This window comes from Cyclobacteriaceae bacterium, from assembly GCA_013141055.1.
GTDB lineage: Bacteria > Bacteroidota > Bacteroidia > Cytophagales > Cyclobacteriaceae > ELB16-189.
The window spans coordinates 278,075-294,007 of the sequence record JABFRS010000001.1 but is presented as its reverse complement, the minus strand read 5'-3'; the positions used below and the strand labels follow the sequence as shown (position 1 = coordinate 294,007).

Sequence of the window (15,933 nt, the reverse complement as noted above, 5' to 3'; positions counted from 1 at the left end):
CGGTTTTTCCATCCCTTTAGGGATGGAATCTTTGTAAACAGTTTATGTCAAAACTAGTCCGTCGCCCTGTCGAGTAAAAGTATTCGGTTTTTTAAAACTCTAATTGTAAATGATGTTGCGTACCTACGGCACGCTGAACAAATATTATGTCAGATTTCTACAAAGATTAGGTCCCGCTGGGACCAGTTCGAATCTTTATAAAGGAGAATCAGGTTACGGTTTTTGCATCCCTTTAGGGATGGAATCTTTGTAAACAGTTTATGTCAAAACTAGTCCGTCGCCCAGTCGAGTAAAAGTATTCGGTTTTTTAAAACTCTAAATGTAAATGATGTTGCGTACCTACGGCACGCTGAACAAATATTATGTCAGATTTCTACAAAGATTAGGTCCCGCTGGGACCAGTTCAAATCTTTATGAAGGAGAATCAGGTTACCGTTTTTGCATCCCGCTAGGGATGAAATCTTTGTAGGGGCGATACATTCCATCCTTTAAAGTTCCATTATTAATGATTTGTTGATATTCCACCCTTACTTTGCATTTAGGAAACAAATCCCCGACATTCGCGTATACTCTACATTTAGGAATGAAATTATGAAAGGAACGTATCTCGGCGAGTTTGAAGAGCTTGTACTGCTCACCATTGGGGCTTTGAAAGACGACGCCTATGGCGTATCCATTAAAATGGAAATAGAAACCCGCGCCGGAAGAATACCCAGCATCGGCGCACTGCATTCCGCCCTCAACCGCCTCGAAGAAAAAGGCTTCATCAAATCCAACGAATCAGGTGCAACCCAGGAAAGGGGAGGAAGACGTAAACGCTTTTACACCATAACAGCTTATGGACGCCAGGCTCTCACTCGCTCTCATAGTCTTCGCAATGAACTGTTTCGCCTCATCCCAAGACTTAAGCTCAACACCAAGTGAAGAACGCTGAAAAAAAAACAACTCCTCCGCGCTGGGCCGATCGGTTTCTTGAATCCTTTTGCTCTGAAGATCAACTTGAAATCCTGCAGGGAGACATTCATGAACTGTATGCACACCGGCTTACAAAAATGAGTCGCTTCAAAGCCAATATTCATTACATCAAAGACGTGCTGGACATGCTCCGGCCTTTCGCCATTAAAGGACGCTCCAATTATAATCCTGCCCCTATGTTCAATAACTACTTTCGCATTGCCTTGCGCACGTTCGCACGTAATAAATCGCCATTCTTAATCAATCTCATAGGAATGAGTATTGCCCTGGGCTGTAGCATCACCGCGTTTGTCAACTACCAATACAATGTGGACTTCGACCGTCAGGAGAAGAACGCAGCCAGTATTTACCGGATAGGATTTTGGGAGACTACTCAAAAAGGAATGGTTCCCTATGGAGTTGCCCCAATTCCTGTGGCTGGATTAATCCGTGAAAGTCTTCGCGAAGGAGAAGAGGTGATCCAGTTCATGAGCAAAGACGGACAGTTTCGCATCGGAGACGAAATGTTCCAGAAACAACTGGCATATGCCGAGCCTGCCTTTACGCGCTTGTTTACATTCGAGCGATTGTCCGGTTCACTTTCACTCGAGGATAAAACTACTATTCTGATCAGCGACCAGTTAGCGATCAACTGGTTTGGTACCACCAATGCTGTTGACAAGATGGTAACGCAGGTGATCAACGGAGAACCGCGCGAACTTACAGTCGGAGGTGTGTTCAAAAAATTTCCAATGAACTCAAGCTTCCGCTTTGATCTTATTACCGGGTATGACAACTATTTTGTTGACCCCAGTCAGCGATCTACTATAGAAAACAATTGGGCGAGATGGGCTACGACTTTTCTCTTCCTAAAGGATAAGACTGTAGCAGACCGATTACCAAAACAGCTGGAAGCATATATCAAAACACAAAATGAAGCAAAGCCCGATCTGAAGATCAGTACATTCTATGTTGAATCATTCGTGGGCATGTCGCATCGTGCAATAAAGGAGCGCAATCAGGGTCATTGGTTTGGAGGACCGATGCCACCCGCCGCGGTAATAGCGCCGTTCGCGATGGCTGGATTTTTATTGCTGGTAGCGTGTTTCAACTTCATGAACAACTCTATTGCAATAGCAGGCAAACGTCTTAAAGAAATTGGCATACGCAAAGTGATTGGAGGCCGACGCAAGGAATTGATTGTGCAGTTTCTTTCCGAGACGATGATCTTTTGTTTCGCTGCGATGATCATTGCATTGGGTCTGGCAGAGTTCTTTACAGCAGGATGGAATGGCATGTGGAGCGGAGTGGAGATGGCCATTACATACCAGAATAATATTCGGCTGATTGTTGCTATTGCGGCACTGGTTATATTCACTGCAGTGCTTGCAGGCGGATACCCGGCATTCTACATTTCAGCGTTCAAGCCAATTCAGATTCTCAAGGGAACTACACGCTTTGGAGGAGCAAGTATGCTGACCAAATCGTTGCTGGTTTTTCAGTTCAGTATCTCTTTAGCAGCAGTCATATTTGCTCTGGCATTTTATTACAATTCAAAATTTCAGAAAGAGTATGACCTGGGATATGCATGGCGCTCTGTTATACAGGTACCTGTAGCCAATGAACAGCAGTTTGAGCAGTTAAGAAACAGTCTCCAGAACAACCCGGATATTCTTTCAATGGCAGGCACGGAGCATCACATCTATTCCAGCTCATATAAAGTTGCGGCAAGCTTTGAGAACAAGGAAAAGAGGGAAGTGGCAGTATTGAATGTGAGTGATGAGTATTTCGATGCTGTCAATGTCCGTCTTCTTGCTGGCCGTAATTTCAAAAAGGATCAGGCGTCTGATCTTAACGAGGCGCTTATCGTCAATGAAGAATTTGTCCGGAAGTTTAATCTGGGTGAGGATGCGATTGGCAAGCGTATTACATTCAACGATACTACGCATTTTTTTATAACCGGAGTTGTCAAGGATGTGTACCTGGGAGCTCTCTTTGAGCCGCTCTCTCCGGTAGCTTTTCGCTACACGGCAACAAATTATAAATATCTCATCGCGTTAACGCATCCTGATCAATTGATGTATGTAAATGATCAGATCAAAACTTCGTGGAGTAAGATATTTCCTACTCAACTCTATCCTGGCAGGCCTATGGAAGAGAGGATGATGATGGCATTGGAGCATTTCGACAGCGTAGTGATATTGTACACATTCCTTGGACTTGTTGCCATCATTATGTCTATATCGGGACTTTATTCATTGGTTTCTCTCAACCTGCAGAAGCGCACAAGAGAATTGGGTATCCGGAAGATCATGGGAGCACCCTTACGACATATTATCTATCAATCCGGAAAATTATTCCTTGTGGTAATGCTGATCTCGTTTGTTGTGGGTACTGCTCTGGGCACTGTGATGGTGAATGCCATGATGGACAGTGTGTGGGAATATTATGTGGCAGTGAATGTTGAAATTATTTCGCTGGCTGTTTTGATACTTGCTTGTATTGCATTCGCTACGATTGCATATAAGATCAAGGATGTTGTAGTCGCCAATCCGGTGGATTCATTGCGACATGAATGAGAATAACATGCTTGCCTGGGGTTGGTGTTTTTGCCAACCCTTAATTAATATAACGGTTTAGAAAAATCTGTCTTGTATCGATGTTATCACCAATACATCACCAGACATGTATTAAAAGAATTTAACAGGCCGCTCCTATGGAGCTTGGGCAATTCCCTATTAATACGACTTCTACAAACAGGGCGCTCCTATGGAGCTTTATGCTTTGGGCGAGCTTACATTCAATTTACAATTCACCAGCCCTGAGATTCGTAGCCCCGTTAGGGGCGGCCTGTTTGTAGAAAAAATGTTCAAATAGTTATGCAAGCTCCGTAGGAGCGGCCTGTTTTTATGAGGCTTTGTCTGGAGTTGGTGTTATCACCAACCACGCAATGATTTATGACCGATATTGATCATTATTGACCGCAGTCGAACGTATAATGATACAGAAATGCCTGTTTATGACTCAAATTGATTCATTCTGATCTGGCACATCAATTGGAATGTGCAGATCATTAACCCTTTCCTATGCTTGCCAGTTATTTTACAATTGCCTTCCGGAATCTCCTCAAGAACAAGGTCTATTCTTTCATCAACATTTTTGGACTTGCACTCGGCCTTGCCTGCGTTTTTCTGATTCTGCAATACCTCAAGACAGAACTTAGTTATGACAGGTTCCATGACCAGGCGGAAAACGTTTACCGTATTGTCTGGGATGGAGATAATCCCCAGACACGCGTACCGCATCCTATCGCTCAGGCAATGGTGCGCGATTTTCCTGAAGTGGAAAGTGCAGTGAGCTTAAGTCCGATCTGGGGACCGGGACTGACGCAGCAGACATTCTCCATCCGCAATCTTCAAAAGGATATTAAATATGATGAGCTCAATGTGCTCTCGGTCGATAGTACATTCTTTGATGTCTTTTCGTTTCCATTGATCAGCGGAAACCCACGAACGGCACTCTCAAAACCTATGGGCATGCTTCTCTCCGAATCCATGGCAAAGAAGTACTTCGGTGATGAAAATGCTTTGGGTAAGCAACTGGCGGTTAATGATGATCAACAACTTGTCGAAATCACAGGAGTATTCAAAGATGTTCCAGTAACGTCTCATTTTCATTTTGATTTCCTGTTGTCGTATGTCACACTGAAGAGAGGAAACACCGGCGATTATTATACATGGAAAGACTTCGGGCATTTTAATTATATCAGACTGAAGCCGGAGGCGGACAGCAAACTTCTCGAAAGCAAGATGCTTGACTGGTCCAACAAGTATATTGAATGGTCAGCAGAGGATCTTCGACATCTGAAAGAAAATGGTTATGGATTCCAGCTGCAGCCTATCACTGATATTCATCTTCGGTCATCATTGCGGTGGGAACTTGAGTCGAATGGAAATATCGATTACATCTACATGATGACTGCAGCGGCACTTCTCATCTTGATTATTGCAGGTGTTAATTTTGTAAATCTTACTACAGCTCTTTCGTCGGAGCGTGCTAAAGAGATCGGTATCAGAAAAACACTGGGTGCTTTCCGGAAACAGCTGGCATTTCAGTTTGTGGGAGAAGCAATGCTGGTTGCACTGTTTGCGATGGTCATTGCGGGAATAATGATTGAAGCATCGCTGTCATTCATAAATGTATTTACGGGAAGTCCTATCGTAATTAATTATGAGGATTTAATTCCCATGCTGGCCGGACTCAGTCTGCTGGTTGGACTTGTTGCCGGAATCTATCCCTCTTTATACTTGTCATCTATCAAGCCTGGTCAGATGCTGAAAGGTAAATTTTTACAAAACCCAGGAGGTGTACGGATCCGCCAGACCTTCATGGTATTTCAATTCATTGCTTCGATGGTGTTGATCTCTTCGAGTGTTATCATTTATAATCAGCTTGGTTTTATACAACATAAGAGTCTTGGGTTCAATCAGGAGGAATTGATTGTTATCCCTGTAAAGAACCGGAAGGAAATGAATCCGAAGATCAGCGAGTTGAGAACAGAGCTGCTTTCAATACCGGGCGTGGCGTCAGTATCCGCAACATCGAATATACCAGGCCGTTCATTTAATCAGAATGGAATCTTTACTCCTGATCATCCTGATGAAGACATTGATGCGTCAGAGGTTTATGTCGACTATGATTTTTTTAAAACACTTTCCATTGAGTTTACAGATGGCAAAACATTCTCTCTTGAAAATCCAGCCGACCGTGATGCGTTCATCATCAATGAAACAGCAATGAATAGTCTTCATATGAAGACCGGAGTAGGTGAGGAGATCGTCTGGAATGGTGATGGAGAAAAGACAAGGGGAAAGGTGATCGGAGTAGTAAAAGATTTTAATTTCCAGTCATTACACCGACCTATCGGTCCGCTTATTTTCAGATTATCCACCCACTTCAATTATGTAGTAGTCAGGGTCAGGACGGATGAATTTCCGGCCACGATAGCCTCCATCGGACAAGCATGGAAGAAATTTGACGACGACTTCACTTTTGAATTTACCTTTCTGAAAGAGCAATTGGATCAGCAGTATAGATCTGAACAGAATATGGGAAATGTGCTTGCTTCCTTTTCATTGATTGCGGTTGTCATTGCCTGTTTCGGACTATTGGGAATAGCGGCGCTCAGCTTCCGTCAGAAGACAAAGGAGATATCCGTGCGTAAAGTATTGGGTGCATCGCTGATGGGTCTGATCGTATTGCTGATGAGAGATTTTACACGGTTGATCGGCTTGTCCATTGTGCTTGCGGCACCTCTTACGTGGTGGATGATGAGCCGATGGCTTGAGAAATTTTCTTTCAGGACAGAGATCAATCCCCTGGTATTTGTGGGGGCAGGTGGCGTGCTGATCCTGATTGCATGGGGGACTCTTGCATACCTGACATTGAAGATTGCTAAACTGAATCCGGCGGAGACGTTGAAGAGTGAATAGTAAAGCATGTAGTGAATAGAGAATTTAATAACAGGCCGCTCCTATGGAGCTATGGCGATACACATGCAATTTCACTACAAACAGGACGCCCCCTATGGGGCTTTGTCTTGTAGTGTTGATATCGCCAAGATCCCAATAATTTATTGAACAAGGAATTTAACATGCCGACATGAAACCTCAATAGTTACTTTCGCATTACTGATAGCGGGCGGCCTGTTGCGTTGCCTCGTATTGTTTGTCTGGGATTGTGTTATCACCAACATATCAAACAGATTTGGTTACGTTGCTTTTTGCTTTTGTTTATCAGGCAACACGATGCTAAAGATGGTTCCCGTTCCAGGCTCAGATGCTACGGCCAGGTTGCCCAGGTGATTACTTACAATGCGTTTGCATAGCGCAAGTCCTATTCCCGCGCCTTCATAATCTTCACGGTTATTGAGCCGCTGAAAGATTTCGAAAATACGATCACTGTACTGGGTCTCAAATCCAATTCCGTTATCAGAAAATGATATCTTATAATATTGTGCATAAGGCAAGATCGGCGACACATAGGTTTTGGCTTCATCTTTTTCAAGAACCTGACACTGAATTGATACTTTAGGAACAACATCAGGCCTTGAGAACTTGAGTGCATTGCCAACCAAGTTTTGAAACAGCTGATGCATTTGTATGGGGATCGCTTCAACGAAGGGGAGCGGATCGATTTCAATCACTGCATGTTTTTCTGCGATCATTAATTCAAAATCATCTATCACAGTTGCAACAATCAAATTAAGGTCAGTATTGGTTCGCTCACGATGAAGCTCCAGTAATTTTGAGAATTCCAGAACGTTCTGGATCAGCATCGTCATTCTCTCCGCTGATGTATGGATCTTTTTTAATAAGGATTGCGATTCCTCAGGATCAATTTTAGTCAGAAGCCTGCTGGAAAATATCCGGATCTTCCGAAGAGGCTCCTGAAGGTCATGACTTGCAATGTATGCGTACTGCTCCAACTCCTGATTCGATTGAACCAAATCAGCATTCGTGCTGGCAACCTCCAGTACTTTCTCTGCAAGCTTTTCGTTGGAGGTCGCTAATGCCATGGTACGTTCCTGTACCTCTTGCTCCAGTGCGATCTGAAGTTCTCGTTGTATCGTAACGTCTTGAGCAGTGCCGCTTATTTTGATAGCAATGCCGGCATCATCGAAGAATACTTTTCCCTGAGAGTGGACAATTCTCTCTTGAGAAGTACCGTATGCTTTTATTTTATATTCAAGATCATAACGAAAGGTGCTTCCCTTTTTAATTGCATTGCTTAACGAATAATCAAGCAGTGGCCAGTTTCTCTTATCAATCGCACCTTGCATTTTATAGGTGGTGATGATCTCATCCTTCTTAAAACCAAACCATTCTCTTAGTCTCTCTGAATATTGATAAATGCCGGTGGTCAGGTCTAATGTCCAGGTGCCAAGCTCCGCCAGTTCTATAGCTCCAAGCAAAGCAGTTTCTGTCTCCTGTTGGATGAGACGAAGCGATTCATTGTTCTTTAACTCTGTAATGTTCCTTGCGATTCCTGAGAAGAGCGTGTGCTTGCCATATTCATCCGTATAGGTCTTGCCAATAAGATTTATCCACCGGATACCATCCTCCAATGAGAATATCCTGAAAACCATATTATAGTTCCCGGAATTATTTCCCTTCAATGCAAGGATAACGGCTTGAGTTACGCTCTCAAGATCTTCCTTATAAACGATCTTTAATGCTTCAGAATATGAAATGCTATTGCCTTGTTTAACTCCGAACAATAACCTGCACTCATCATCCCAAAAGATTAGATTATTATTAAGTCTAAACTCCCATGTGCCGATGCCTGCCATCTGCAGACAACTATGGAGCGAACCTGTGTCGCGCAGGAATTCAGGACTAAAGCCGGTGAGAATACTGGTTTCTTCTGTCAATTATTGAGGGTTCGTTGGAATATACGAAATATATACGAGAGGACTGATGCTGCTCTCGTGTCCAAATACGCAAATCTGCGTATAGACCTGGAGCAATTTGATTTCGAATTTTATAGAATAATGCACAAGATCATCACCAATTAGAAACACCATCTATAAAAATGAAAAAGATAACAACCCTTATTATCTGTCTGATATTTTTTGGAATGACAGCGCAGGCGCAAAAAGTGATATTTACCAAGACCCCAGAGGGAAAGCGCGGGCTTCAATTTGAAGGCGGCGCGGTACTCATACCCGCCAAGTACGATGACTTTCGCTTGCCTCAGGAAAATATTTCTGCAGTAGTACTCGATAAAAAATGGGGATTTGTGAATGTGATGAATGCCACCGAGACTGTGGCGCCCAAGTATGAAAATTCAGGCGATTATGTTGAGGGTATGGCTGCCGTTGCCTTAAATGGTAAATGGGGTTTTGTAGATAAAGCCGGAAAAGAGATTGTGCCGCCCAGGTATGATAACGCTATGGACTTTTATGATGGTGCAGCAAGAGTTATGCTTGGTGGTAAGTGGGGCTTTGTCGATAGAACAGGCAAGGAAATAGTATTATTAAAATACCAGGCTGTTGATAATTTTTCTGAGGGTATGTCCAGCGTGCAGCTCAATGGCAAATGGGGTTCAGTAGATATGACGGGTAAAGAGATTGTAGCACCCAGGTATGACGATGGTGCTAAGTTCAGCGATGGGATGATGCGTGTTTTGCTTGACGGCAAACAGATATTTGTAGACAAAACAGGAAAAGAGATTTTTGTGTCGAAGTATTTTGGCACCGGTGACTTCTCAGAAGGATTTGCGATCGTAAGTGCCAATAAGAAATTCGGCTTCATTGATAAGACGGGAAAAGAGATTGTGGTGATGAACTATGATTTTGCTGATGATTTTTCCGAAGGACTGGCGGCTGTCGGGATGGGAGGGAAGTATGGCTTCATCGATGCAACGGGTAAGGAAGTTATTCCGCTAAAGTTTGGAAGCATCTATCCCATTGATGAAAAAGCAGACGATAAAAAATATGGCTTCTATGACGGCGAAGCAAAAGTCTGGCTTGATGGCAGGGCCTTTTACATCAACAAGGCCGGGGAGGAGATAAAATAAAATTCGTCAGTGGTTGACGCAACGTTTTTGAAAGGTTGATTATATCGTTAGCAATTAAACGTGGGAGAGTAAAAATTCGGCATCGATTTTGAGCTTTCTGTACAACGCCTTTAAAAAAATAACATCGGGTTCCCGTTTGCCTGTCATGATTTGTGATAATTTCGGAGCGCCAATTCCTAGCTTTTTTGCAAGCAGAGCTTGAGTCAGTTTTTGTTCAGCCATTTTATATTCAACGGCCTCTTGCAGGGTCTTTGGTTTTATAGGCATTAACTGCAATGTATTGTCTTCATAGTTTTCAACAAGCCTGGAAAGTTTTGCCAGCATTCCAGACTCCTCTTCCGAAAGCATGTGGAAACCACCTGAATCAGTAGCTTTCTTCAGAAGCGTTTCAATAGTTTTCATGGCTGCCTTGTATTCTCTTTCTGATCTGATCTTGGTAAGCATCGTTATATAGTTTTACAGTCAATTTTATCGTAAGCCGTGTGAGTATCAATGTACCGGATGTATAGTGTTCTTATATCAAAGAATATCATAGTGACAAGCCTATACCTATTTCCCTTAATATTGAATACATACCGGTCATTGCCTACATAATCTACCGAATTAAATGTTCTTTTAATATCTGCCAGAGAAGCCCAGTCAGCTTTCTTTGTCTTTTCCCACCAATCATTGACTGCTTCTATGGCATCAGCGTGTTGTTGGCCGAATTCAGTTAATCTGGTTTTTGATATAACTACCATTCAGGATATTAGGTTTCAAAATTAAGAATATAATTTCATTTTTTGAAATATCTACAAAACTGAAAAACGGAAGCTTTTTAGGTCGAACCTCGCTTTTTTAAAACAGGAAATACCCACAGACTACCGCATCGATGTGACAGGAGTATCAAATATCAATACTCTTGTTGCAAATGCTGCCGATCTCACCAGAAAAGTCTGTACCCATTTGCCAGAAGCGTGCAATGATTTTACATTCGTGAGCATGGAAAAAGACATTCAACAAAAGGAACGCATATATTATTTAGACTGGCTGCGGGTTTCGGCTTTTGGCATTTTGATACTGTTTCACTGCTGGCAACCGTTCACCAATTTCCATTGGCTTTTATCAAGTGAAAACAAATCGATTGTCGCTGATATTTTCAGTGTGTTTTTTCATACCTGGCGATTGTACCTGATCTTTTTCATTTCAGGCATCGGCACCTGGATCGCTATTAATTCAAGAGGAAGTAATTTTTTAAAGGATCGTTTCTCAAGACTCATCATTCCTTTTGTATTTGGAGTAATAGTAATTGTGCCTTGCCAGTACTATTACCAAATGCTTCAGAAAAGTTCTGAGGTTACTTTCCTTGATTTTATGAGCAATTATCCTAAAACTATAATTGGTCAGGTTTCAGCCTTCGATCCTTTTTCATGGATTCTTGAATTCGGAATTCACTTGTGGTATCTACCTTCTCTGTTTATAATGACTTTGATAACGCTTCCGCTGTTAAAACGAATCAATATCAATGGACTTTCAGAAGCATTTATGATTAGGATTAAGGAATCTCCAAAACTGGTGTTGCTCTTCTCATTGCCGATTATTATCATCATCATTGTATTGAAACCCATTTTTCCAGACTACACGAGTGTCACAGACTTTTTAACATATGCGTGTTCTTTTGTCTATGGATTTATTTTCATTAAAGAGCATAGTCGTCTGCTGCCGGTTGTAAATAAAAACAAAAGTATCCTGCTGGCGTTGGGCATTCTAAGCTCTTTGACAATAATTGCTTTTCTGTTAGATGAGACATTCAGAAATGCTGCCTTTGATCCGAAATACAATATTTATCATGTGATCGTATCAGTGCCGCTAGGCTTGTCTGCTTTTGCATGGACCCTTTATTTTGTGTCCTTGTTTTCGCGAAAGTTCAATTTTAATGTTCCTATTCTGGCTGAACTGAATAAAAGTATTTTGCCTGTGTATATCCTTCACCAGAGCATTATTGTAGTCGCAGGCTATTACATTATAAAATACGTTGAGAATGGCTTGCTGGAATTTGCATTGATTGTTTTAATCACCATCATCTCATTGATAGTGATTTATAATTTCATAAAATTATTCAAGGCAACAAGGTTCCTGTTTGGGATGAAGAATTAAAGATATTGGCTTAGTTAACTCCAACTCTCTTCCGTTCCTCGTCCTGCCCATTCCGTTTGCGCATGGACTCTCCGGTCTTACCTATGTTGTAACTAAAGTTGATCCTGACAACGCGTGTTTCATTGTGGTATTTATAATGCATATCGAAACCGGGGTACACCACACTGCTCTGAATCTGGTTGGTAAAAAATATATCCGTAATGCTTAAACGCAGAGAGCCTTTTTGGTCCAGTATCTTTTTTTGCAGCCCTGCGTTCACTGAACCTAATGGCCAGTTGTTAATAAGCCCTGCCACATTAGGAGCATTGTATACTGTTGTGATTTCGCCGGTCAGATTCCACGGAAGTGTTATGGTTTGTGTAATTGTAGCGATGCCGCTGAATTTTCCGGCGTCATAATCTTCATTCAAAACCTGAGTTTTAAATTGATTGTAAAATAAGTTGATGTTGCCATTGATCATCCATTTCTTGTTGATCTCTAAGGGAGCACTAATATTGAGGTAATAGTTCCGGAACGTTTCAAAATTCTTCTTCATAGCATATTCAGAAATCCTGTCTTCATTCAGTATTATAACAAACGCCATGTATTGTGAGCTATTACTATAGCCGAGATTGATAGCAAGATCTTTTCCAATCGTCTGCGAGAATTGAAAGTTGTGTGTAAACTGAGGAAGCAATGCCGGGTTTCCCTTCTGGGTACTGAAAGGATCAAAATAATTGATATAGGGATATAGATCGTTGTAGGCAGGGCGGTCAATACGATGACTGTATGCAAAGCCAAACTGATAGTTCTCGTTCAGGCTATTATGAAGGCTGACATTCGGAAACAATCTGAAGTAATCCCGTTCAATGGACAACTGAGCTTTTTTCGAAAAGCCATCATAGTGAGTCTGCTCTGCGCGCAATCCCAACTGGGTATCGAATCCTAACAATTTTGTTTTCAAAGTAACATAACCAGCGCCCACCTTTTCTTTATAGTCAAAATCGGTTGATCTTATCAGATCTGCTTCAAATGTCCCGATCAGATTATTGGTAAATGTTATCTCGTTTATGGTATTTACGTAACTGAATTTGACGCCCGTCTCCAGCGAGGTTAGCTTATTGAAGCGATGCGTATAGTCCATGCGCGCGGTATAGATATAAAATGATGAAGGCTGATCGCTCAATATATTGTACTGGTTTTTGAGAATGTTCGGCTGCTCAAATTGTTTGATCGAAAAATTATCATTGAAGTTAAATTCATAGTTTGAGTAATCCAGATCAATGGAGAATTCACTACCGGCGCGGGCAAAGAGATGCTTGTACCCAATCGAGCTTGAAATGTTGTGCCAGCGATATTCCTGGTGGTTGGTCAGAATGAAAGTTGAGTCCGCTTCATTACCGGGTGCTGACTTTAACTGTGTGAACGAGTCATTATCGGTGGTTCGTTCATTGTAACTACCTGAAGTAGTAACGGAAATTGAGTTTTTGGAATTCCATTGCCATTCTGATCCGCCCTGCCAGGAGTGAGAGGGTAACTTTTGAATCCGATCGAGCTGCTGAGAATAGTAAACAGGGTCAACGTTCCCATTGCTATCGGGATTTAAAAGGGTAATACGTTGGGTGAATACATTGGTATACCGTTTATTAAAAGTATATCCATAGTTGAGAAAGTGATTCCATTTGCCGGTGCGGTAGTTGAGATTGATGCTTCCGTTGGCTTTGCCATAAAGACCATAACCAGCGCCTGCGGTGATAGAACCATTGAACCCTTCAAGAGTGTTCTTTTTTAACTTGATGTTGACCACTCCGGCATTACCGCTGGCATCGTAGCGTGCAGACGGATGAGAGGTAACTTCTATGGTTGCAATGTTATTTGCATTCATACTGCGAAGGAGGGTGGCGAGTTCTGCTGGAGGCAGATAGGTGGGCTTGCCATCAATCATGATGTTGACACCGCTTTTCCCATTGACAGATATCTGATTGTTTTGATCAATGCTTACCCCAGGCGCACGCTCTAAAAGATCTGCAGCACTACCTCCTGAAGCGATGATAGTATTCTGCACGTTAAGGATGAGTTTATCACCTTCTTGTTCAACCAATGGTTTCTGTGCACGAATGACTACTTCGCCAAGAACCGTTGCGTCCACTTTTAAGATAATTGCCGGGACTGTGTATATGCTGAAGCCCTCTTTTAGTTCGAGGAGTAATGATTGTTTTTGATATCCCACGAAAGTCAGGGTAAGGATATAATTTCCAGTGGACGGAGATTCGAATGAATAACTCCCCGCCGCATTGGTGATCGTTCCGGAGATCATGGAAGAGTCTTGCGGGTTTTGCAACAATACTGTAACATATTGTATTGGTTCGCCCTTCTCATCTTTGACGCTTCCTTCTATTTTAGATAATGCTGATTGAGCAACGGAGCAAACCACGGCGGTAATCACCAATACTGAAGCTGAAAGATATCGATACATCGTTCTCATGAATTTCCCTGAATTGATTTCCAGGTAAATTTCAGAGAAGAAGGGTAGTCACTTGTATTCCCCGATCAAGTTTAACCTAATCGTGCGTCTTTACCGCTTGATTTTGTTTCCGGTACTCCGTTGGAGTTATACCTGTAAAGCGTTTAAAGACTGTATTGAATGTTACTTTGTTGTTGTAGCCAACAGTATAGGCTATTTCTATAATGTTGAGTTCGTGATCACCGCTAACCAACAGTCTCTTGGCCTCATCAATTCTGTTTGCGTTGATGAAATCAAAAAAGCTGGTCTTGTAATATTGATTGATGACCTGCGATACAAAGTGACGGTTGCTTTTTAACTTTTCGGCAAGAGTCTCAAGCTTTAGATTATTTTCTTTATAGAGTTGCTCCCTGGACATAAGAAGTCCAAGATCCTCTGCGAGTTTTTTGGCAAGGGAATCCGGCAGACCCGAGTTTTTATATTTTACATCAACTTCTTCAGTGGAAAGGATTTGATCTGGAAGTGGGCTGGGTGATAGAGATGCATCGTTCCATTGAGGCTGATGTTTTAAATGAGGCCATAGAGAGTCGATGATTGGCTCACCCTCTTTCATTTTTTCATAGCTGTCCCCAAACCATGCAAGAAGAATAATTGAACCGCAGATAGCGATAGAAATAAAATAGTCGGCGAGTAGAGTATTTTGCTGAGCAATGACAATTAACCAGTATAGAACCGTGAGTGCGATGAATGAATTGTAGAACGCCAGTATCCAGTTAGCCCATGGACGCATGTAACCGATGTGTGGATGCGAACGGATTAATCGGAATAAAATGAAGCCATAGATTGAAAGATGAGCGATCTTAATGATTTCCGCATAGTCAATATGACTATTTATTATCCAGGAAAGCGGCACTTGCTCTGGGTGCAGAATTTTCATTTCCGGTGAGCTGAGATAGAAGGGCGCCTTCAGTCCCAGCATGATCAGGAAGGGTAAGAAATGTAGACTGTATTTAACGAGAGGTTTAGGATTTTCAAATACGGCATCGAAGTAGATGACAAGCAGCGGTCCATACAGCAAGGAGAAGAGAAGGGTAGAGGCATAGAGTTCTGGGACACGATAAAAGTAATTCGTCCAGAAAAGACAGGACTCTAACAGGCCAAGAGATTGTAAAATAAGATAGAGCCCAAGAGCTTTGGATGCCCGGTTATTCAGGCGAGGAACTATAATTAACTTGATAGAAAAAAATAGTCCGATGAACGAAAGTCCGATGAAAAGGAAATTCCAAAAATTCAGGACTAGCTCGGGCAATTCCTTCATGATGGGAGCCAAATTCCAAAAAAAGAAACACCCGAACTAATGGAGTCTTCGTTTTTTATGGCATTTGAAGGCAGAATGGTTTAACCCGATAATGTCTTACCTGATACAATAGCCTTGCTACATGGAATAGAAGAATTTTTCAGAAATGATCTTTCCGTTTTTCACTTCATAGAATCCGATCTCTTCCATGGTGGTTCTGGGGCCGCCTTTGGGTTTGAAATCCATGGTCATGTAGCACGTAAAATAGTTTCCGGCAACAACGGGAGTGGCGGTGGTGCCACCATACATTTCGTCGGTACCCTCAGCCCATTTCTTTCCCTTTTCGTAGATCTCTTTCATGCCGTTTGCTTTCTTCCAGTCGGAGCCGGGGCTTTCCTCACTAGTGGCATCGGGACTGAACAGTTCGGTATAGATCTTATCGAACGCCCCTTGCTGCATGTATTCATGAAATTTGGTAGCTACTTCCTTTGTTGTCATGATTTCCTGGATTATGATGAATGAA

11 protein-coding genes are annotated in these 15,933 nt (G+C 42.2%); 5 read left to right on the top strand and 6 right to left on the bottom strand.

Going from position 1 to position 15,933, the window contains the following annotated elements:
- The first annotated feature begins 591 nt into the window (after positions 1-591).
- The 3 genes from HOP08_01345 to HOP08_01335 all read left to right on the top strand — a co-directional run bounded on the left by HOP08_01345 (position 592) and on the right by HOP08_01335 (position 6,446).
- The gene (locus HOP08_01345) at positions 592-924 is read left to right on the top strand and encodes a PadR family transcriptional regulator (protein NOT73541.1); all 333 of its coding nucleotides are present in this window, start codon (positions 592-594) and stop codon (positions 922-924) included.
- The gene (locus tag HOP08_01340; protein ID NOT73540.1) at positions 921-3,533 is read left to right on the top strand and encodes an FtsX-like permease family protein; all 2,613 of its coding nucleotides are present in this window, start codon (positions 921-923) and stop codon (positions 3,531-3,533) included. Before HOP08_01345 ends, HOP08_01340 begins: the two co-directional genes overlap by 4 nt.
- 507 nt (positions 3,534-4,040) lie before the next feature.
- Positions 4,041-6,446, top strand: a complete 2,406-nt coding sequence (locus HOP08_01335) for an FtsX-like permease family protein (protein ID NOT73539.1) — start codon at positions 4,041-4,043, stop codon at positions 6,444-6,446.
- 278 nt (positions 6,447-6,724) lie between these two features.
- On the opposite strand, the gene HOP08_01330 is transcribed toward HOP08_01335, so the two are convergent.
- Positions 6,725-8,386 (bottom strand): PAS domain-containing protein, encoded by a 1,662-nt coding sequence (locus HOP08_01330; GenBank protein NOT73538.1) that lies wholly within the window; start codon positions 8,384-8,386, stop codon positions 6,725-6,727.
- A 161-nt stretch (positions 8,387-8,547) separates the two neighbouring features.
- Between HOP08_01330 and HOP08_01325 the strand changes: the two genes are divergently transcribed.
- Positions 8,548-9,534: a WG repeat-containing protein gene (locus HOP08_01325; GenBank protein ID NOT73537.1), complete on the top strand. Its 987-nt coding sequence runs from the start codon at positions 8,548-8,550 to the stop codon at positions 9,532-9,534.
- Positions 9,535-9,588: 54 nt separating this feature from the next.
- Here the strand turns inward: HOP08_01325 and HOP08_01320 are convergent, their stop codons facing one another.
- Positions 9,589-9,978 carry a helix-turn-helix domain-containing protein gene (locus tag HOP08_01320; protein NOT73536.1) on the bottom strand — a complete coding sequence of 130 codons (390 nt, stop codon included), beginning with the start codon at positions 9,976-9,978 and terminating at the stop codon, positions 9,589-9,591.
- Between the two features lie 2 nt (positions 9,979-9,980).
- Positions 9,981-10,274: a type II toxin-antitoxin system HigB family toxin gene (locus tag HOP08_01315; protein NOT73535.1), complete on the bottom strand. Its 294-nt coding sequence runs from the start codon at positions 10,272-10,274 to the stop codon at positions 9,981-9,983.
- A gap of 133 nt (positions 10,275-10,407) precedes the next feature.
- Here HOP08_01315 and HOP08_01310 point away from each other — a divergent pair, with 133 nt between their 5' ends.
- Complete coding sequence (locus tag HOP08_01310) at positions 10,408-11,670, top strand: acyltransferase family protein (protein ID NOT73534.1); 1,263 nt, start codon at positions 10,408-10,410, stop codon at positions 11,668-11,670.
- A 10-nt stretch (positions 11,671-11,680) separates the two neighbouring features.
- Here the strand turns inward: HOP08_01310 and HOP08_01305 are convergent, their stop codons facing one another.
- The 3 genes from HOP08_01305 to HOP08_01295 form a co-directional block, all read right to left on the bottom strand.
- Positions 11,681-14,134, bottom strand: a complete 2,454-nt coding sequence (locus HOP08_01305; GenBank protein ID NOT73533.1) for a TonB-dependent receptor — start codon at positions 14,132-14,134, stop codon at positions 11,681-11,683.
- 76 nt (positions 14,135-14,210) lie between these two features.
- Positions 14,211-15,431 (bottom strand): AraC family transcriptional regulator, encoded by a 1,221-nt coding sequence (locus HOP08_01300; protein ID NOT73532.1) that lies wholly within the window; start codon positions 15,429-15,431, stop codon positions 14,211-14,213.
- Between the two features lie 117 nt (positions 15,432-15,548).
- Entirely contained in the window at positions 15,549-15,908 is a 360-nt protein-coding gene (locus HOP08_01295; GenBank protein ID NOT73531.1) for a nuclear transport factor 2 family protein, read from the bottom strand.
- Positions 15,909-15,933: the final 25 nt, after the last annotated feature.